At 53.0% G+C, this 18919-nt stretch carries 17 protein-coding genes; 5 read left to right on the top strand and 12 right to left on the bottom strand.

Features of this window, described 5'->3' with window-relative positions:
* Nucleotides 1–99 precede the first annotated feature (99 nt).
* The 3 genes from rstB to rstA form a co-directional block, all read right to left on the bottom strand.
* A complete protein-coding gene (rstB, locus tag RTM13_RS16930; protein WP_312213489.1) occupies nucleotides 100–1410 on the bottom strand; it encodes a two-component system sensor histidine kinase RstB in 1311 nt (436 codons plus the stop codon).
* A gap of 190 nt (nucleotides 1411–1600) precedes the next feature.
* On the bottom strand, nucleotides 1601–2953 hold the full coding sequence (locus RTM13_RS16935; RefSeq protein WP_312213490.1) for a hypothetical protein: 1353 nt from the start codon (nucleotides 2951–2953) through the stop codon (nucleotides 1601–1603).
* Nucleotides 2954–3128: 175 nt separating this feature from the next.
* Complete coding sequence (gene rstA / locus RTM13_RS16940; RefSeq protein WP_312213492.1) at nucleotides 3129–3842, bottom strand: two-component system response regulator RstA; 714 nt, start codon at nucleotides 3840–3842, stop codon at nucleotides 3129–3131.
* A gap of 126 nt (nucleotides 3843–3968) precedes the next feature.
* On the opposite strand from rstA, the gene RTM13_RS16945 reads away from it, so the two are divergent.
* Nucleotides 3969–4304 (top strand): GlpM family protein, encoded by a 336-nt coding sequence (locus RTM13_RS16945; protein WP_312213494.1) that lies wholly within the window; start codon nucleotides 3969–3971, stop codon nucleotides 4302–4304.
* Here the strand turns inward: RTM13_RS16945 and folM are convergent.
* From folM to ydgH, 3 genes are all read right to left on the bottom strand, one after another.
* On the bottom strand, nucleotides 4301–5023 hold the full coding sequence (folM, locus tag RTM13_RS16950; RefSeq protein WP_312213496.1) for a dihydromonapterin reductase: 723 nt from the start codon (nucleotides 5021–5023) through the stop codon (nucleotides 4301–4303). The genes RTM13_RS16945 and folM overlap by 4 nt on opposite strands.
* A 33-nt stretch (nucleotides 5024–5056) precedes the next feature.
* The gene (locus tag RTM13_RS16955) at nucleotides 5057–6442 is read right to left on the bottom strand and encodes an amino acid permease (protein ID WP_312213498.1); all 1386 of its coding nucleotides are present in this window, start codon (nucleotides 6440–6442) and stop codon (nucleotides 5057–5059) included.
* 176 nt (nucleotides 6443–6618) lie between these two features.
* The gene (ydgH, locus tag RTM13_RS16960) at nucleotides 6619–7563 is read right to left on the bottom strand and encodes a DUF1471 family protein YdgH (protein ID WP_312213500.1); all 945 of its coding nucleotides are present in this window, start codon (nucleotides 7561–7563) and stop codon (nucleotides 6619–6621) included.
* 491 nt (nucleotides 7564–8054) lie between these two features.
* Between ydgH and pntA the strand changes: the two genes are divergently transcribed.
* Entirely contained in the window at nucleotides 8055–9584 is a 1530-nt protein-coding gene (pntA, locus tag RTM13_RS16965; protein WP_312213502.1) for a Re/Si-specific NAD(P)(+) transhydrogenase subunit alpha, read from the top strand.
* A gap of 10 nt (nucleotides 9585–9594) precedes the next feature.
* Nucleotides 9595–10983 carry a Re/Si-specific NAD(P)(+) transhydrogenase subunit beta gene (gene pntB / locus RTM13_RS16970; RefSeq protein WP_312213504.1) on the top strand — a complete coding sequence of 463 codons (1389 nt, stop codon included), beginning with the start codon at nucleotides 9595–9597 and terminating at the stop codon, nucleotides 10981–10983.
* Between the two features lie 57 nt (nucleotides 10984–11040).
* Here pntB and uspE read toward each other — a convergent pair whose 3' ends face one another.
* The 3 genes from uspE to ogt form a co-directional block, all read right to left on the bottom strand.
* On the bottom strand, nucleotides 11041–11991 hold the full coding sequence (uspE, locus tag RTM13_RS16975) for a universal stress protein UspE (RefSeq protein ID WP_312213506.1): 951 nt from the start codon (nucleotides 11989–11991) through the stop codon (nucleotides 11041–11043).
* 143 nt (nucleotides 11992–12134) lie between these two features.
* Nucleotides 12135–12887, bottom strand: a complete 753-nt coding sequence (gene fnr / locus RTM13_RS16980; protein ID WP_131406021.1) for a fumarate/nitrate reduction transcriptional regulator Fnr — start codon at nucleotides 12885–12887, stop codon at nucleotides 12135–12137.
* A 194-nt stretch (nucleotides 12888–13081) separates the two neighbouring features.
* Nucleotides 13082–13597 carry a methylated-DNA--[protein]-cysteine S-methyltransferase gene (gene ogt, locus RTM13_RS16985; protein ID WP_312213508.1) on the bottom strand — a complete coding sequence of 172 codons (516 nt, stop codon included), beginning with the start codon at nucleotides 13595–13597 and terminating at the stop codon, nucleotides 13082–13084.
* Nucleotides 13598–14007: 410 nt separating this feature from the next.
* Here ogt and smrA point away from each other — a divergent pair, with 410 nt between their 5' ends.
* Complete coding sequence (smrA, locus tag RTM13_RS16990; RefSeq protein WP_312213510.1) at nucleotides 14008–14571, top strand: DNA endonuclease SmrA; 564 nt, start codon at nucleotides 14008–14010, stop codon at nucleotides 14569–14571.
* Nucleotides 14572–14768: 197 nt separating this feature from the next.
* Here the strand turns inward: smrA and RTM13_RS16995 are convergent, their stop codons facing one another.
* From RTM13_RS16995 to RTM13_RS17005, 3 genes are all read right to left on the bottom strand, one after another.
* Nucleotides 14769–15281 (bottom strand): DUF892 family protein, encoded by a 513-nt coding sequence (locus RTM13_RS16995; protein ID WP_312213512.1) that lies wholly within the window; start codon nucleotides 15279–15281, stop codon nucleotides 14769–14771.
* Between the two features lie 99 nt (nucleotides 15282–15380).
* Nucleotides 15381–17216, bottom strand: a complete 1836-nt coding sequence (locus tag RTM13_RS17000; protein ID WP_312213514.1) for a glycoside hydrolase family 15 protein — start codon at nucleotides 17214–17216, stop codon at nucleotides 15381–15383.
* A gap of 50 nt (nucleotides 17217–17266) precedes the next feature.
* Nucleotides 17267–18151: an SDR family oxidoreductase gene (locus tag RTM13_RS17005; RefSeq protein ID WP_042393648.1), complete on the bottom strand. Its 885-nt coding sequence runs from the start codon at nucleotides 18149–18151 to the stop codon at nucleotides 17267–17269.
* A gap of 429 nt (nucleotides 18152–18580) precedes the next feature.
* On the opposite strand from RTM13_RS17005, the gene RTM13_RS17010 reads away from it, so the two are divergent.
* The gene (locus RTM13_RS17010; protein WP_312213516.1) at nucleotides 18581–18820 is read left to right on the top strand and encodes a hypothetical protein; all 240 of its coding nucleotides are present in this window, start codon (nucleotides 18581–18583) and stop codon (nucleotides 18818–18820) included.
* Nucleotides 18821–18919 lie beyond the last annotated feature (99 nt).

Here is an 18919-nt window from a genome sequence, read left to right on the forward strand (position 1 = left end):
GTTCTCGTAGGCCGGATAAGGCGTTAGCCGCCATCCGGCGTTATCGCTCGGTCAAGTCGGGTGGCGCTTCGCTTACCCGACCTACGGTCTGTGCAGACGTTATAGCGCGGTGATGTCGGCGGGTGTAGAGACCAGATGATATACCGGCCAGCTAAAGGTAAACCGTGCACCACCTAACTCTCCGGTGTCGCAAACTACCTCTCCATCCATGGCCTGCGCGATAGAGCGCACAATCGCCAATCCCAGGCCGCAGCCGCCGGTGGCCCGGTCCCGGCTTGGGTCGAGCCGCACAAAAGGTTCAAATATCCGCTCCCGCGCATCCGGCTCAATGCCTGGGCCATCATCTTCAACGATCAGGCTGGCTCGCGCGCCGTCATGCTGAAGTGCAATCTGCACGGTACTTTCGCTGTAGCGCAGGGCGTTATTCACCAGATTATCGAGCACGCGCTCCATCAGCCGCATATCCAGCGCGCCGTAGTCTGCCTCAGAGCTGGCCGCTAGCGTCAGCGTGCGGGTAGGGTTGAGAGTGGTCACATCATCGATGTAGCTCGCGACCCAGTGGGGGAGATCCGGCTGCGAGAGATGCAGCTCGTTTTGCGGACGGTCGAGGCGGGCGTAGGTCAGTAACTCCTCAATCAGCGCCTCAAGCTGGCCGATGTCGCGGTTCAGCGCCAGCCGCTCGGCTTCCGTGAGATTATCGCTCATCTCCAGCCGATAGCGCAGGCGTACCAGCGGGGTGCGCAGCTCGTGGGCAATCCCATCGATAAGCTGCTTCTTACTGGCAATCAGGGCGTTAATATTATCCGCCATCTGGTTAAAGGCAACGCCAAGGCGCTCGAAGCTCGAGCCACTGGAAAAATGGATACGTTCGTTCAGATGTCCATTACCAAAACGTTGGGCGGCGGACTCCAGCCGCAGCATCTCCTGCCAATGAGGACGCATCCAGATAAAGACCGGAAAGGCGAGGGAGATGGCAATAAAGACCATCAGAATGATATCAAACAGGCGCATCTCGTGAAGGTAGAAGAGATAGGGGATGGGACCTACCGCCAGCACGTAGTGGCTGCGGGGAATGCGTTGAATAAACGTATATTCCTCGTCCAGCGCCACAATGTCCCCCTCGCGTAGCCGCTGGGTGGTGGCGGCGCTGAGGTGAAACTTATTCAGCGGCTCAATGCGCATATCGAAAGAGAGATTGAGATCCATCTCCTTCAGGGTTTTGCTCCACTCGTGAGGCGGGATCTCACGCAGCTCGCTGCGTATCAGGTAGAGGGAGCTTTTCATCAGGTCGTCCAGCGACTGCCTGCCTGCCCGTTCGGCGGTGAATTTGTATACCAGCCCGACCAGCATGGTCATCACCAGAAAGCAGACAAACAGCAGCAGGTAGAACTGGACGAATAGCTTTTTCATGGAAAGTTACCGGACGTTCAATGTGTTAGCAACTGCGAACGCCCTTCTGGGGATACCGGAAGGACGCCGCTGTATCAGCTAATACGATGGTTTAAAAATGCTATCTGACCACTATCAAATGCGTTTATCCGCGCAGAATACACCGTATAAATCATTTCTGCATTCTCATAGCCTTTCTTACTGGCGCTTATCATGCTGCGACACCGGAGCCAGTGAGATCGACATACCAAACACCTTCGCCTTTAGTGATAGAGGTAATAGACCAATCGGCAGGGGCGTCAGGACCAAGGGAGAGTAATAGCTTATCTCTGGAAGCCGAGTTTATGAGAAGCGTTGTTTCCCCATTCCAGATAGCGGTAGAGCCATCGGCACTTAAGGTTCCGTAACGCAAAACGCACTCATTATAATCTGTCTCAAACTCACCAATGACGCATAATAGGCTTTCTTGCAGTGCAGCAGGGTTCTCAGAGCAAAACGAAGTATATTCCACTGCTGGTTTAACAGTGAACAACGCAGTGGTAAAACTACTTTCAAAAACAAAATCTTTCCAGTCTGAAGCGCTATCAACATTATTAAGTCGCACGAAGACGGGAATTACCTCTTCACGATAAATGCAACTAGCGTCTGACGAGCTGTCGTTATCAAACACAGCAAAAAGGGAGGATAACGAGCTTATTGCTGCATAGCTTCGATACTGATTAAAATCATACCCGTCTCCTCCTTTTGGATAATCTGTCCACAGCCATGCCGTTTTGCAATTAAAAGTGGTTACAATTTCCATTGATTTATATTTCAAATGACCCTCGACACCTTTCATTTTAAACAGCTGTGCGGAAGTTAATACTGCATTATCTCCTCGATAGTCCTCTATTGAATGTAATAAACAGTGGCTTAATAAGGGAGCTAAAGTTGTATGAATAATAAAATGGTTTTCATCCATTTTTTCTATTGCAATGCTAAGTTGATCCTTTTCTGTGAAAACGACGCTAATATTGTTATCTTCAGATGAATAATGAATAATGACGGAAGCAACGATACCATACGTAAGTTGATCTTCTGCCACGAAATGCTGAGAGTTAGTTTTAGTCCAAACAGTGACCTCTGCTGTTGTTTTTTCCGAGTTTAATATTGCGATCGTGCACAAGGTACGGTCGGTAGTGTAGTTCTCATAACATCGACTTAATACACCCGGCAGAGAAGGTTCACACGTCACGAATGACCTAAAACCGCGCAAATCCTGGTGTACATCGAGATTGACAATAACATCGTTTGCATTAAGGTTGATTACATCAACTGACTCTGCGTAACTGCGCATATGTAATGCGTCAGCAAAATTGCTTATATCTTCACTGGAAAAATACTCTTCGTAATCTATCGGGGAGAAGATTTCATACCATGTTCCGAACATTAATTTGTTGCCATTAAGTTGTGCTGACTGATAGGTCCATCCTTCTGTGGTATAAACACGCATAACCTCATGTGGTGATAGCGAAATCTGTTCGCCCTGGAAATCTGGTAGCGTATATAAAGTAATATTAGACATAATATAATCTCTCGTTTAAATGAATTGGCTTGTTTTCCTGTTTAATCAGGACATAATCGATTCTAAAGAGAGATTAATAACGCATGGTTCTTTTTTTAATAGGAACCATGCGTTTTTCCATCAATATCAATTCACACGCAGCGACTCAAATTCGGTCGAGCAACTTTTTCATTCATTAGTTATCCCACGCGTGCGGGGCAAACAGATAGCCCTTGTTACGCACGGTCTTGATCCGGTAAGGCTCGGTGGCGCTATCCAGCAGCTTCTTGCGCAGGCGCGATATTGCCACGTCAACGCTGCGATCCAGTCCGTCGTAGCTTACCCCGCGCAGGTTTTTCAACAGCGCATCGCGGTCCATGATCTGCCCGGCGTGGGTAGCCAGCTCCCAGAGCAGGTCAAAATCGGCGGTGGAGAGGGCCACCGGATTGTTGGCTAACAGCACCTGGCGGTTGACGGGATCGATAGACAACGTGCCAAAGCGCAGCGCGTTGTGTGGAGTCAGCGATGCGGCAGCGGGGCGCGTGGCCCCGGAACTCTGGCGCAGATGGAGGCGCAGGCGAGCCAGCAGCACGGCAGGTGGGGTAGTTTTCAGAATGTAGTCGCTGGCTCCCATCTCAAGAGAGAGAATGTGATTCATATCGCTATCAAGGGAGGTGAGGAGCACAATAGGACCTTGCCACTGACCGTGTAGATCGCGACAGAGCGTCATACCATCCTTGCCGGGAAGCATAATATCGAGCAGCACAAGCTCAGGCTTTTCACGCAGGATAGTCTCTTCGGCGCGATCGCCCCGCGTCTCCAGAACTACCTCAATATCGTGCTTGCCAAGGTAGGCAGCAATCAGCGTACCCACTTCCGGGTCGTCTTCTACAAAAACGATCTTATTCATAGGTCATCATAAGGGGCAAAAACGCCAACATACACCGCCTTGCCGGACGCTTCCATTAATCTTTCATAAACGGCGGTGCTTCCGTTATGCTGGTTGCTTTATTTTGTAAAGAGTCAGGGAAAAATCATGGGGTTGGTGGTTAAAGCGGCGATTGGCGCGCTGGTAGTCTTACTGATTGGCGTGTTAGCGAAAACAAAAAATTACTATATTGCCGGGCTAATCCCGCTGTTTCCTACCTTTGCGCTGATAGCGCACTATATCGTCGCTTCCGAGCGCGGTATCGAGGCGCTGCGCACCACCATCGTGTTTGGCATGTGGGCTATTATTCCCTACTTTTTATACCTGCTGTCGCTCTGGTACTTCACTGCCTCAATGCGGCTGCCGCTGGCGCTGGGGGGGGCGGTACTCTGCTGGAGCCTCAGCGCCTGGCTGCTTATCTACTGCTGGAGCCGCTTCCACTAGCGCAGCGGACGACCGCCGTCGAGCGCAAAGCTGCGGCCGGTCACGAACCGGCTGGTAAGGAGGTAGTCGATCAGATCGATTACCTCTTTCTCGCCGGGGGCAATTTTCATCAGCGACTTATTCAGGGCCTTCTGCCGATATTCAGCGTCATCCCCTTCATTGAACAGAATCAGCGACGGGGCGATCGAGTTTACTTTTACCTCTGGAGCCAGCTTGCGGGCAAACGAGCGGGTCATATTATCCAGCGCCGCCTTGCTGGCTGCATAGGCGATATGCTTATCGCTGCCGCGTTCAACGACGTAGTCGGTAAAGTGGATAATGTCTCCGCCAGAGTGACCGTGGCCGCGCAGCAGGCTTTCCAGGGCATGATTCAGCAGATAAGGAGCATGGACGTGGATCTGCATCATCGAGCAGAGCACCTCGGTGATCGGCGTGCCTGGCTTCTCCGGCACCCAGGCACCGGCATTGTGGATAATTCCCCGCAGCCCGCGGGTGAGAGATTTCACCTGATCGGCAAAGGCGAGGATACCCTCATCGTGACAGAAATCCGCCTGGATGCAGACTGCGCCTGCCTCCTGTAAAACGTCAATCGCCGGGTAGGGCGTGCGGTAGCTAACAATAACCGGCTGCTGCTGGTTGAGAAAATGGTGGGCAATGGCTAGGCCAATACGGCGGCCGCCGCCGGTGATCAGAATCGGGCAGGGGTCGTTTTTTCCCATCGTAATCTCCTTGGTTTACAGCGTAGGGCAGCGTTACTGCCCCATCAATATCCAGGTCGCCGGAAGAGCAGCAATGAGCAGCAGACCCATTAGCACCTTTTCGTGACGTTGTAACAAATCGCGCTGCTGATGGGTGCGGCGTGCATAGAGAAAGACCAGCAGGCCTGGTGCATAGAGCACTACCGAAAGCAGCAGATGCATTGGCCCGGAGGCATAAAGTAACCAGAGGCCATAGATGCAGGCACCAATACCCGTTGCCTGATGCAGCGGACGCTGGGCCACTTTTAACAGATAGGCACCCACCAGAAAGTAAGGTACCAGAATCATCTCGGATGCGATGGTTAAAAGCGTATTGTAATCTGAACCTGTGAGCCAGATCAAAATCAGGCAGATCTGCACGCTAGCGTTAGTAAGCCAAAGCGACGCCGACGGGGCGTTGTTCTCATTCTGACGGGCAAAAATACGCGGGAAGGCTTTGTATTTGGCCGCCAGCAGAGGCACCTCTGCCGCCATAATAGTCCAGCTCAGGTAAGCGCCGCAAACAGAGACGATCAGCCCGGCAGCAATGATCACCTCACCCCAGGAGCCCATCATATCTACCATCAACCCGGCCATAGAGGGGTTGCGCATCTCCGCCAGCTGCGGACGCGGGACTACACCCAGCGACAGCAGGGTGACCAGCAGATAGACCGTCAGAGCGGCGATTACCGCCATCAGCGTAGCCCGGCCTACGTCCTGCTTGTTGCGCGCCCGTGCGGATACGACCACCGCACCCTCGACGCCAATGAAGACCCACAGGGTGATGAGCATGGTGTTTTTTACCTGCTCCCAGACCGGTACGCCAAGCTCTACTCCGGTAAAATCAAGGCTAAACCTGTCGGCGTTAAAGGCTAGCCCGGCCAGCACAACAAACAGACCCAGCGGCACCAGCTTGGCCATCGTCGCCGCCAGGTTGATGCTCGCCGCAGTTTGCACCCCGCGCAGCACCAGCCAGTGAACGATCCACAGCAGGCATGACGCGCCAACGATAGATTGCCAGGTATTGCCGTCGCCAAACAGGCGCAGCGCTGGCGTATCGGTGAAGAAGCTCAGCGCCGAGAAGACGATAACCAGATAGGAGACGTTGGCGATCACTGCGCAGAGCCAGTAGCCCCAGGCGGAGCAGAAACCAATCAGCTCGCCGAAACCTTCCCGGGCATAGGTAAATATTCCGCCGTCGAGATCGGGGCGCAGACGGGTCAGCAGCAGCATAGCGAAGGCCAGCAGCAGAATGCCTACCCCGGTAATGGCCCAGCCGATCATTAACGCGGCAGGGCTGGCGACGGCCGCCATATTCTGCGGCAGGCTGAATACGCCTGCACCCAGCATTGAACTTAAAACAAGCGCAGTCAGCGCGCTCAGGCCAAGTTTCTTTTCCATTGGCATCCTGTTAAAAAAACAACAAATCCAGAATAATTATTTCGCCGGAGCGCATAAATAGCGTGGATCATACTAAGGCGCGGGATTTTACGTAGTGGAAGATGTGCATGCAATGATGTATGGCAGAAATTTGCAGAAATGCGAGAAAAAGGCGGCTTCAGCCGCCTTTTGGAGAATTATCTGTAGAGGTCAGCGCTAATGGTGAGGTTGTTGCCGCGTTCCTGCCACTGACGCGTAATATGATAATATTTCGCGCCTTTTTTAGCGGCCCGTTTTGCCACCTGGTAAGAGACTTCGGTCCCATTGCCGTAGTTGCCAGTGAACTTAATGCTATCGAATGGCACCATCTGCGCAGCGGTAATTTTATTCACCTCTTCAACTTTAGTACCGTCCGGCAAGGTGACGGTGTAACGTCCACCCTTCGAGGTTTGTGTTTCGAAGAAGCGGCCCACTTCCGCACTCGGTGCGGCGCTGGTGGCAATGCCAGGGATCTCAACTTTCTTCGCCTCTTCACCGCCTTTCGCCAGCGCGGCGCGGCCTGATTCAGAATCAGCGGGGATCGCATCCGGGCTCTGCAGCACGCGCTTCTTCGCATCGGCTTTATAGATATAGGCGGTAATACGTTGGTTACCACCGTCGTTAGCATCAACCTGGCGCACGATATAGAACGACGCAGCACCTTTCGCTTTCGCTGCTTTAGTGATAGCGGCGTTGACGTCAGGCTGGCTGCGGTAGAAGCCCTGTACGGTCACGGTATCAAACGGCTCCAGCTGAACGGCCTGCTCTTTTGGCAGCTCGGTCACGCCGTTGATCACTCGGTTTTGCGGTACGTCTGCTTTAGCCGCATCATTTTTATAGAGATCGGCCGTTACACGCCAGTTACCGCTGTTGCCTACATCGGAGGTATCAACCACGAAGAAAGCGTCTGCGCCCTCTTTATCGGCGCGGTTGGAGACGGCGGCGACAGCGTCACCAATGGCGGTAAAGCGGCCGGTTACGACGACGCGGTCGTAGGGTTTTACCGCTTCCGCTTGCTCCGGCGTCAACTCGGTTGCGGCATGAGCCGACAGGGCCGTTGCCGACAGGAGTGCGGATGCCAGGAGGGTGTTCTTAAGCTTCATAAAAATAGTCCTTCGCCTTGCGCAAACCAGATACTGGTATTAGAGATGTCTTGAAAACGTGGGTGATTATTGCATTTTAATCTTGTGACTGTCTGCGAGATTTTTCACCGCCTGCACCCGCGAGGCGATGGGCAGGCATAACAAAACGCGATATGTTGAAAAAACAGGCTCTTGACCAGAAAAAGCGATTAAGCATATGACTTTTTTAAGTTAATACCTTGTTAAAATACGGATCTGGCCCGGCGATAAATCATGTTTTGCCGCCTCGTATAAGCGGAATATGGGGCCGTTGCTATTATTTAAAGTTAAATTGGGCTGTTTATACCCGTGCTGGCTCAATTTTCCCTAATAAAACCTTAATTTCTGAATTGTTGCGGTAGATCACAAGCGTTATTTTCAGTAGGTTATAGAAAGTTTGTTACGGTTTTATTTTTTGATACCTGTGAAAAAAACTGACAAACCATCATTCAAAACCGATGGAAGGGAAAACTATGCGTATTGGTATACCAAAAGAGCGGTTGGCCAATGAGACCCGCGTGGCAGCGACACCGAAAACGGTCGAGCAGCTGCTGAAGCTGGGTTTCACCGTCGCGGTCGAAAGCGACGCGGGCAAGTTAGCAAGCTTCGATGACCATGCCTTTACCGAGGCGGGTGCCGAGGTTGTCGATGGTAGTGCTATCTGGCAATCAGACATCATTCTTAAGGTGAACGCGCCTGGCGACGACGAGATTGAACGCCTTAATCCGGGCACTACGCTGGTCAGCTTTATCTGGCCCGCACAGAACCCGCAGCTGCTTGAGAAGCTCGCTGCACGTAACGTAACGGTAATGGCAATGGACTCCGTGCCGCGTATCTCCCGCGCCCAGTCCCTTGATGCTCTCAGCTCGATGGCGAACATTGCTGGCTACCGTGCCATTGTAGAGGCTGCTCACGAGTTTGGTCGCTTCTTTACCGGGCAGATCACCGCCGCCGGGAAAGTGCCACCGGCAAAAGTGATGGTCATTGGTGCTGGTGTTGCCGGTCTTGCCGCAATTGGCGCAGCCAACAGCCTCGGCGCTATTGTGCGCGCCTTTGATACCCGTCCGGAAGTGAAAGAGCAGGTTCAGAGCATGGGCGCTGAGTTCCTCGAGCTGGATTTCAAAGAAGAAGCGGGCAGCGGCGACGGCTACGCCAAGGTGATGTCCGAAGCGTTTATCAAAGCCGAGATGGCGCTCTTCGCCGCTCAGGCAAAAGAGGTGGACATCATTGTGACCACCGCGCTAATCCCTGGCAAACCGGCACCGACGCTGATCACCCGTGAGATGGTGGACTCCATGAAGCCTGGCAGCGTGATTGTCGATCTGGCAGCGCAAAACGGCGGCAACTGCGAATACACCGTGCCTAACGAGATCTTCACCACCGCCAACGGTGTTAAGGTGATTGGTTACACCGACCTGCCGGGTCGCCTGCCGACCCAGTCCTCCCAGCTCTACGGCACTAACCTGGTTAACCTACTGAAGCTGTTGTGCAAAGAGAAAGATGGCAACGTCACCGTTGATTTTGACGACGTGGTGGTGCGCGGCGTCACGGTGATCCGCGACGGCGAAACCACCTGGCCTGCGCCGCCTATTCAGGTCTCTGCCCAGCCGCAGGCGGCCAAAAAAGCTGCCCCAGCGCCTGAGGCACCTAAGGCTCCCGCTTCGCCGTGGCGTAAATATGCCCTGATGGCGCTGGTGATTATCCTCTTCGGGTGGCTGGCGGATGTCGCACCGAAAGAGTTCCTTGGTCACTTTACCGTCTTCGCACTGGCCTGTGTGGTGGGTTACTACGTGGTGTGGAACGTCTCCCATGCGCTGCATACGCCGCTAATGTCGGTCACTAATGCCATCTCGGGCATTATCGTTGTCGGTGCACTGTTGCAAATCGGTCACGGCGGCTGGATAAGCTTCCTGAGCTTTATTGCCGTTCTGATTGCCAGTATCAATATTTTCGGTGGTTTCACCGTCACTCAGCGCATGCTGAAAATGTTCCGGAAGAACTAAGGGGTAGCACATGTCTGGAGGATTAGTTACAGCTGCATACATTGTTGCCGCGATCCTGTTTATTTTCAGCCTGGCCGGGCTGTCAAAGCATGAGACCTCTCAGCAGGGTAACCGCTTTGGCATGGCCGGGATGGCGATTGCGCTGATCGCCACCATCTTTGGGCCGGATACCGGCAACGTTGCCTGGATCATCGTCGCGATGATTATCGGTGGCGCGATTGGTATCCATCTGGCGAAAAAAGTTGAGATGACCGAGATGCCGGAGCTGGTGGCGATCCTGCACAGCTTCGTGGGTCTGGCAGCGGTGCTGGTAGGCTTTAACAGCTACCTGTATCACGAGCCGGGACTCGAGCCGATTCTGGTCAATATTCACCTGACTGAGGTGTTCCTGGGTATCTTTATCGGTGCGGTGACTTTCACCGGCTCCATCGTGGCGTTCGGCAAGCTGCGCGGTAAGATCTCCTCTAAACCGCTGATGCTACCGAACCGTCACAAGATGAACCTTGCGGCGCTGGTGGTCTCATTCCTGCTGCTGCTGGTGTTTGTTCGTACCGAAAGCGTAGGGCTGCAGGTGCTGGCGCTGCTGGTGATGACCATTATTGCGCTGGCCTTTGGCTGGCACCTGGTGGCGTCGATCGGCGGGGCAGATATGCCGGTTGTGGTGTCGATGCTCAACTCCTACTCTGGCTGGGCAGCGGCGGCGGCGGGCTTTATGCTCAGCAACGACCTGCTGATCGTGACCGGTGCGCTGGTAGGCTCGTCCGGTGCGATCCTCTCCTACATCATGTGTAAGGCGATGAACCGTTCGTTTGTTAGCGTGATCGCCGGTGGCTTTGGCACCGACGGCTCCTCAACCGGTGAAGACGACGAGGTGGGTGAGCATCGTGAAATCAGCGCGGAAGATACCGCAGATCTGCTGAAGAATTCACACTCGGTCATCATTACCCCAGGTTACGGCATGGCGGTGGCGCAGGCGCAGTATCCGGTTGCCGAGATCACTGAGAAGCTGCGCGCTCGCGGCATCAAGGTGCGCTTCGGTATTCACCCGGTTGCTGGACGTCTGCCGGGCCATATGAACGTGCTGCTGGCAGAGGCGAAGGTGCCGTACGACATCGTACTGGAGATGGATGAGATCAACGATGATTTCGCCGATACCGATACGGTGCTGGTCATTGGCGCGAACGATACCGTCAACCCGGCGGCGCTGGACGATCCGCGTAGCCCGATTGCCGGGATGCCGGTTCTGGAAGTGTGGAAGGCGCAGAACGTGATTGTGTTTAAGCGCTCAATGAACACCGGCTACGCTGGCGTGCAGAACCCGCTGTTCTTTAAAGAGAACACCCAGATGCTGTTTGGCGATGCCAAGCAGAGCGTGGATGCGATCCTCAAAGCGTTGTAAAAGACGCATTAAACAAAAAAACCGCCTTTACGGCGGTTTTTTTATAGCATCAACGACTCAATCGTCTTCGTCGTCATCAATCTCAACCGGCGACCGGTAATCATCGGGTTTGATCACCAACAGGTCGCAGCGCAGATGGTCGATAACCTGCTCGGCGGTATTACCTAAAAACGCGGCGGAGAGGCCGGTACGCCCGACCGTTCCCAGCACGACCACACCTGCCTGCAGATGCTCTGTCAGGTCAGGGATCACCTCTTCGGGCAGCCCTTTTTCAACGTGGGTCAGCTTCTCTGAAATACCAAACTTCTGCCGCAGGGCTTTCATCGCCAGCAGGTGTTGACCACGGATAGCATCGTTGTAGACGGTAGGATCAAACTCCGGAAGCTCGATAGCAATGTTAATCGGGGTGACAGGGTAAGCACCGATCAGATGGACTTCCGTGTGATTTACCTGTTCGGCCAGCTGGATAGTTTCACGCACCAGCTTCTCGTTCAGCGCATTATGGTACGGCTCTTCGCTGGCCAGATTGACCGCGACCAGCGCCTTGCCACCTTCAGGCCACGGCTGGTCTTTTACCATCCAGACCGGGCAGGGGCACTTACGCAGCAGGTGCCAGTCTGTAGGGGTAAAGATCACCGATTCCAGCTTGTCGTGCTGGTGGGTCATCTTCAATACCAGATCGTGTTGCCCGGTTAAGACTTCCTGAATAATGGCTTCGAAGGGGCGGTTGTGCCAGATCACCTTGATATCAATTGGCACTCCGGCATCAAGGTAGAATTTTGCCTGCTCGCGGATCCAGGCGGTCCGCTGGCTAATGACGCCCTGACGCATGGCGGTCCGCTCGTCGGGCGACAGAAGGGTGGTCATTTCGTATGAGAAGTCATAGATCGGCAGAAAGGCTTTAATGCGGCCGCCTATCTTCTGATGCAAATATACAGCGCGCCGCAGCGCTGGCTGGTCATCCTGATTGGGATCGATGGCAACCAGCATATTTTGATACATGGCCATACAGGGTCTCCTTACATCTGTCACCGCAGTCTGTAAGTAAAAGAGTAACCTATATGAGCTAAATGAAACAGAGTAGAACCTTTGCCAGATCAACAAATCGGACTATTTTGCTGTCTGGCAAGGGCTGAATAGTGACGTTAACGTCAGGCGACGTTACGTGCGTGACCGGCAAGCTCGGCAAGAATATCGCCGTTCTCGATGGTGATGTACTTACCTTTTACTGCCAGCATGCCGCTTTTCTGGAAGCGTCCCAGCAGGCGGCTAATGGTCTCTACCGTCAGGCCCAGGTAGTTACCGATATCGCCACGGGTCATGGTCAGACGGAACTCACGGGGTGAGAAACCGCGCTGGGCAAAACGGCGGGAGAGGTTATAGATAAAGGCCGCCAGGCGCTCTTCTGCATTTTTCTTGGATAGCAGCAGGATCATATCCTGATCGCCTTTGATTTCGCCGCTCATCAGACGCATCATCTGCTGGCGCAGGTTAGGCATCTTACCGGAGAGATCGTCCAGCGTCTCAAACGGAATTTCGCAGACCATTGAGGTCTCAAGCGCCTGAGCAAAGCTTGGATGATGACCGGTACCGATAGCGTCGAAGCCCACCAGGTCACCCGCCAGATGGAAACCGGTGATCTGCTCATCGCCCTGTTCAGTAATGGTGTAGCTCTTAATAGTACCGGAGCGGATCGCATAGAGCGATTTCAGTTCGTCACCCGCTTTAAACAGCGTTTGTCCTTTCTGAATCGGTTTTTTGCGCTCGATGATGTTATCAAGCTGGTCCAGCTCATGTTCATTGAGAGTAAACGGGATACAAAGCTGGCTGATGCTGCAATCCTGGCAATGGATAGCACAACCGCCAGATTGAATGCGTCGTATAATTCGCTTTTCCGGGATCATAAGTCTGCTCAGGCCGTAATTGATATTGGTCAATTTTAACATCTTTTTGCTGACCACGTAAGCCTGGTTAAACGTCAAACAGCGATTATTGGAACCATTGGAAAATCAATAAGTTTAACTCATTGAAATTCCTTAGTTTGATTATGGGTTTATCGAATAATCGCCAGTAAAAAGGCACAAAACGGCCTCTTTTTTCACAGTAAAAGATAACCCTCATGACGCAAAAGCCACTCTTTGCGCTGCACGCCACCGGCGTAGCCGGTCAGAGTACCGTTCCGCCCGATGACCCGATGGCAGGGGACGACGATGCTTACTGGATTAGAGCCATTTGCTGCGCCGACCGCCCGTGCTGCACCGGCCCGCCCCAGTAGATCAGCCAGCTGACCGTAGTGGATAACCTGGCCGCAGGGGATCTCACGCAGCGCTTTCCATACCTCGCGCTGAAAAGGGGTGCCCGCCGTTTCGGTGGGCAGGTCATCTATCACGCTAAGGTTGCCAGCAAAGTAGTCGTGGAGTTTATCGCTTAACCCGCCGGGGTTGGTTGTCGCTACCCGGCGGTAGCCTGGCTTACGGTAGTGAACGTTGAGCAGCAGTTCCATACGGTCGGCGTGCTCTTCCCACTCGACGGCGCGCAGGCGATACTGTTCATCGCAGATCACCCACAAAGGGCCAAGAGGCGTGTCAATTTTATCTTCCAGCAGGGTTAACATGAGGGATCCTGAACATGCAGCGTGGCAATATAGGATATTATCTTACCGATTTTGGCGCAAAAAAATAGAGCCTGCCGACATCCGCCAGACTCTACAGTACACACAGCAGTGCATCCCTACCTTATTTTAACGCAACGATTCCTTATGCGGGTTTATTTTAGTATAGACATCTTTAATGCTAATTCCAGTAAAAATTGGTAATGAATTTGTCAACGATTTAAGTTAAACCATTTTGTTTACTGTAATTGTGGTATTAGTTAAGGAGAGGTTAATGTACTTAAACCCGAGTACATTATGCTGATTAAGTCTCCTTTCAGGAATGTTCAGGAAATTAATCAACATCGTTGAGACCTGTCGCGCAGGTGGCTATAGTAGCGCCTGTGCTGTCAAACGTTACACGAGGAGCGAGCATGAACCTTGACGACAAATCGCTATTTCTTGACGCCATGGAGGATGTCCAACCCCTGAAACGCTGTGCCGACGTACACTGGCAACCCAGCCGTAATACGCGCACGCCGCCGCGTATCGATCTGTTGCAGCAGGAAAATTTTCTGACGACGGATTTTCTTGAGGTCGTGCCGCTGGCAATGCCGCTGGAGTTTCGTCGCGAAGGGTTACAGAGCGGGGTGCTGGATAAGCTACGCCTCGGCAAGTACAGCCAGCAGGCCAGCCTGAACCTGCTGAAGCAGCCGGTAGAGCAGTGCCGCCAAATGCTATTTAGTTTCCTGCATCAGGCAAGGCAGGACAATCTGCGCAATTTACTTATTATTCATGGCAAAGGACGCGATGATAAATCGCACGCTAATATTGTGCGTAGCTATCTTGCCCGATGGCTACCTGAGTTTGAGGATGTGCAAGCATTTTGTCAGGCGCTGCCGCATCATGGGGGAAGCGGGGCCTGTTATATTGCGCTGCGCAAATCTGCCCAGGCGAAACAGGATAATTGGGAACGGCATGCTAAACGCAGTCGTTAAGCTCTGGTAAATATTATTGTAGCTGCTTTTAATTATATTTACGTCCGGTAAAAAGCAAGCGATTTAATTAATTACGCGGCTTAACTAATGCAAGTATATTATATTTTGGGCACTCGTCAGGCGGCAAAAATTAGCGAAATTTAGCGGAGAGGGGAAGAGTGCCCGCTTCAGAGCGAAACGGGCAGGGGGATGCAGAATTAGCGTTTTGCTTCAGTATGTGGCTGCGCCGAACGTGACAGGAACTGTTCAGTCACGTCAGGGAGGTGGGTCTGGCACCAGTCGGCCATCGCAATCTCCTGCTCACGGATCTGAGCAAAAATTGCCGCGCCTTCATGGTCACCAGCCAGCTCGGCTGCGCTGATCAGCGAGGTGTAGCAGGCAATTTCAAAGTGCTCGAAGACGTAGCCGCTGATTGCGCCCTTAACAACTTCATCAGGGGTCATCATGCCGCCAATGGCCTGACCCATCGCAGAGAGTTTACCCATTGCATCTTTCAGCGTTGAGGTAGAGATGTTGTTGCGGGCCAGAACCTGATCAACCAATTTCTGCTGCTGACGCGTCTCTTCAATATGCTGTACGATACGCGCACGCAAATCGGGGTAGTGCTCCAGACGGCCTGCCATCTTCTCCAGCATGGACTCGGCCTGTTTCTCCATCGCATGAGCGTCGCGTAACCAGTCATGATAGTGTTCGGTATAGTTAGTCGCCATCGTTAATCACTCCTCGTAAGATCTAATAATTTATTGCTCTCTTCAGTGGATTTAACAGAGCACTTACGCTCTGAAGTATAGAAGCCTTGGGTGATTTCGTCAGACGTGCCACTGTTTTTCGCCGTCGCGAAAGCGTGATAATGCGTCGGCAGCGCAGATCAGAGAAAGATGGCTCAGCCCCTGCGGGACATTGCCGCGCCACTCGCCGGTGCGCACGTCAAACATCTCGTTAAAGTTCTCGACGTTGCCTTTGTCGCACAGGCTGTCGAGAATGGTATCCATGAACTCTGAAGCCTTAGCTGTGTCACCCAGCCGCGCCCAAGCCTCAACCAGCCAGAACGAGCAGGCCACAAAAGTGCTCTCCTCTTTCTCGACTTCGCTGTAGCGATAGAGCATCGGTGAATGGTGTCCCAGCTCTTCATACATGGCGTTATAGGTCGATTTCATTCGATCCGGGTCAACTTTCTTGCCGTAGTACCACGTCAGGCACATGGCAGCGTCCAGATGGTCGCAACCCGCATAGAAAGTGTAGGCCTGCTTCTCTTCCGACCAGCAGTGGGTTTCAATCCAGTCGCTGATCCGGTCTCGCTCCCGGGACCAGCGGTTAACCCAGGTTTTTTCAATATGACCGTCTTCTGCCAGCCGGACGGCAATGTCCAGCGTTACCCAACACGCCATTTTGGAATGGGTGTAGTGACGCCGTTCGGGCAGCTCCCAGATACCGCAGTCGTCCTGGCGCCAGGTATCCGCACACTCATTTGCCAGCGAGGCCAGCAGACGGGCGGTGGTAAGATCCAGAATATGTCCGGCGTGAACAAACAGCAGGGCAGTATCCAGCATATCGCCATACATACTGAGCTGCTGCTGACTCTGGGCGTTATTACCCACGCGTACCGGTTTGGACCCTTTATAGCCATCAAGCGGCAAATAGGTTTCATTTGGCACCACGTCGCCATCGAGGGTATAGCAGGCTCGCAGCTTGCCCTCATGACGCACGATGGTATGGGTTAGCCACGAGAAAGCAGCTTTACACTCCTCAAGCGCGCCGATAAAAGCAAAGGCACGAATAATCAGGCAGGCATCGCGGATCCAGGCATAGCGGTAGTCATAGTTCTTCTCGCCGCCGATACCCTCAGGAAGTGAGGTAGTCGGGGCCGCGGCCAGCGCGCCGGTAGGGGAGTAGAGGAGAAACTTCAGTGCCAGCGCCGAGCGAACAACGTGCTGCTTATGTACGCCTTCATAACTCAAATTCTCTGCCCATGACGCCCAGTTTTTGTCACTAACGTCGATACGCTCGTCAATTCTCTCCAGCGGCGGCACCGCCAGCGGCTCCTTATCGCTAACCAGCAGGGCCACCAGCGAACGTGAGCCTGCTTTAACGGTAAAGGTGCCTTCGATCACCTTGTCATCAACAAGGGTGATCTCAATATCAGACGTAGTGCGCAGCATGGCCATCAGATCGCCCACGTGAACAATCTGACCTTTACCTGAATCACTTATCCAGGAGGAGCGCGTGTAGGCGGCAGTGCCGGGCACAAAGACCAGCTTTAGCTTCACCTCGCCCTCTAAACCCTCTATCCGTCGGGCCAGCTCACACCAGGGCAGACGACCCGCGTTATTACTATTAAGGGACTCGGTAAATCTGACTTTACCCGTTTTAGTGGTATAGCAGGTCTCCAGCACGTTGCTGTTTTCCCGGTACTGGCGCTGCATGCAGTAGTCATCGATCGGTTCGATCTGAAAATAACCCCCGAATTGCGCATCGAGAATGCGATCGAACAGCGGCGGCGAGTCCATGTTCGGCGCGCACCACCAGTCGATGGCACCATCAGGTGCAATCAACGCTACCGAACGACCATCGCCAATGGCGGCATAGTCGCCAAGGCCGGCATAGCCATCGATACGCTCGGTTCGGGGTAAAGGTTGATTCTTCATCAATGCTTATCCTGCAAAAATCGATAAGGCAGGCAGGGCCTGCCTGCGTGTTACACGGTACCGGTGCCGCCGTCGGAGCACCAAACCTGGCCAGACGAGAAGGAGCTTTCATCAGAGGCAAACAGGACATAGAGCGGGGCGATCTCGACAGGCTGTCCCGGACGGGCAAGCGGAGCCGTCTCACCGAAAGCTTTCACTTTCTCCTGCGGCTGTCCGCCACACACCTGCAGCGGCGTCCAGTATGGGCCTGGGGCAACGGCGTTAACGCGGATCCCCTTCGGACCCAGCTGTTTAGCGAGCGCTTTAGTAAAGGCCACGTTACAAGCTTTGGTCTGGGCATAGTCCAGCAGGATATCGCTCGGCTGGAAGGCCTGAACGGAAGAGGTATTGATGATTACCGCGCCCTCTTTCAGATGCGGCACGGCTGCTTTAGTGATCCAGAATGGCGCATAGACGTTGGTTTTGAAGGTCTCATCGAAAGCTTCGGTGGTCAGCGTCTCAATAGATTCACAGAACTGCTGGTGACCGGCGTTGTTAACCAGAATATCCAACCCGCCAAGCTTGTTGATGGCCTCGACCACCAGCTGCTGACAGAAGGTTTCTGAGCGAATATCACCGGGCAGGGCGACAGCATTGCGGCCTTCGGCCTTAATTAAGGCAATCACCGCTTCAGCGTCTGACTCCTCTTCTGGCAGGTAGTTAATAGCGACGTCTGCGCCTTCACGGGCATAAGCAATCGCTACAGCGCGACCAATACCGGAGTCGCCGCCAGTAATAAGCGCTTTTTTCCCTGCCAGGCGGCCTGAACCGGTATAGCTGGTTTCACCATGATCGGGGATCGGCTTCATTTCTGACGCAAGCCCCGGCACTTTTTGAGTTTGCTCTACAAAAGGAGGGCGTGGATAGTGTGGCAGGTTGTTATCTTGTGTCGTCATAATTATCCGTCTCGTTTGAATGAACCAGTAATAACCGTAGACAGCAATACGCCGATTCGCTATTTTTTTTAAAATTTATGCTGATACTTTAAAAACTTTACCTGGTACGTTATTTTTACGTTGAAATTATGCTACCCGATTGAAATATGACTATTTAGCGTAACTTTCTGGTATTCAGTAAAGCTTGTGCTAAATAAACTGCGGGAAAGTGCAAATCATACGAAAGTACTGTTAACGTCTTGCAGTAAATGGTTCAGAATGCTCCTGGTTACAAGGTTATAGCCCTTAATTCTTAGGGTCGGCTTGTGTCTGCCTGACGGTAAGCTAAACTGAAAATTCCGCCGGTGAGTTTAAGATGAATCTTAAGCTCCGCTGACGAGATTGGCTGCAAAGGTTACATTATGCATCACGTTTATAAGGAGATTTAGGATGAGCAAAGAGCCCGTATTTCCTGCGTTTCCAGTCATTGGCTGGCAGGTAGGCCCGGTGGAGGATCATAACGGTGTAGTGGTTCAGTTCGGCTTCAGCGCCTCTCCGCATGCTGCGGGAGCCAGCACCTTTGATTCACAGTTCTTCCAGCTGTCACCAGAAATGGTAAAAAGTCTGATTTACGATCTGCAGCGCAGTCTGCGTCAGTGTGAAAGTCCCGTAGCGGAAAAAGTTGCCTAAGCCTGCGCCACTTTCCAGCCGCAGTAGCGTGTATTTCTCTTGCTGCTGCGGAAACCCCCGCCCGATCGTCTCTACTATTTAATAAAAATAGTTGCGGCC

Source organism: Pseudescherichia sp., from assembly GCF_031979925.1.
GTDB lineage: Bacteria > Pseudomonadota > Gammaproteobacteria > Enterobacterales > Enterobacteriaceae > Pseudescherichia.

What these genes read in the sequence shown, in the direction of transcription:
- fnr (WP_131406021.1), bottom strand. Translation starts at nt 12,887, where the DNA reads ATGATCCCGGAAAAGCGAATTATACGACGCATTCAATCTGGCGGTTGT.
- RTM13_RS16955 (WP_312213498.1), bottom strand. Translation starts at nt 6,442, where the DNA reads ATGGAAAAGAAACTTGGCCTGAGCGCGCTGACTGCGCTTGTTTTAAGT.
- ydgH (WP_312213500.1), bottom strand. Translation starts at nt 7,563, where the DNA reads ATGAAGCTTAAGAACACCCTCCTGGCATCCGCACTCCTGTCGGCAACG.
- rstA (WP_312213492.1), bottom strand. Translation starts at nt 3,842, where the DNA reads ATGAATAAGATCGTTTTTGTAGAAGACGACCCGGAAGTGGGTACGCTG.
- folM (WP_312213496.1), bottom strand. Translation starts at nt 5,023, where the DNA reads ATGGGAAAAAACGACCCCTGCCCGATTCTGATCACCGGCGGCGGCCGC.
- RTM13_RS16995 (WP_312213512.1), bottom strand. Translation starts at nt 15,281, where the DNA reads ATGGCGACTAACTATACCGAACACTATCATGACTGGTTACGCGACGCT.
- RTM13_RS17005 (WP_042393648.1), bottom strand. Translation starts at nt 18,151, where the DNA reads ATGACGACACAAGATAACAACCTGCCACACTATCCACGCCCTCCTTTT.
- RTM13_RS16945 (WP_312213494.1), top strand. Translation starts at nt 3,969, where the DNA reads ATGGGGTTGGTGGTTAAAGCGGCGATTGGCGCGCTGGTAGTCTTACTG.
- pntA (WP_312213502.1), top strand. Translation starts at nt 8,055, where the DNA reads ATGCGTATTGGTATACCAAAAGAGCGGTTGGCCAATGAGACCCGCGTG.
- rstB (WP_312213489.1), bottom strand. Translation starts at nt 1,410, where the DNA reads ATGAAAAAGCTATTCGTCCAGTTCTACCTGCTGCTGTTTGTCTGCTTT.
- uspE (WP_312213506.1), bottom strand. Translation starts at nt 11,991, where the DNA reads ATGGCCATGTATCAAAATATGCTGGTTGCCATCGATCCCAATCAGGAT.
- ogt (WP_312213508.1), bottom strand. Translation starts at nt 13,597, where the DNA reads ATGTTAACCCTGCTGGAAGATAAAATTGACACGCCTCTTGGCCCTTTG.
- smrA (WP_312213510.1), top strand. Translation starts at nt 14,008, where the DNA reads ATGAACCTTGACGACAAATCGCTATTTCTTGACGCCATGGAGGATGTC.
- RTM13_RS16935 (WP_312213490.1), bottom strand. Translation starts at nt 2,953, where the DNA reads ATGTCTAATATTACTTTATATACGCTACCAGATTTCCAGGGCGAACAG.
- RTM13_RS17000 (WP_312213514.1), bottom strand. Translation starts at nt 17,216, where the DNA reads ATGAAGAATCAACCTTTACCCCGAACCGAGCGTATCGATGGCTATGCC.
- pntB (WP_312213504.1), top strand. Translation starts at nt 9,595, where the DNA reads ATGTCTGGAGGATTAGTTACAGCTGCATACATTGTTGCCGCGATCCTG.
- RTM13_RS17010 (WP_312213516.1), top strand. Translation starts at nt 18,581, where the DNA reads ATGAGCAAAGAGCCCGTATTTCCTGCGTTTCCAGTCATTGGCTGGCAG.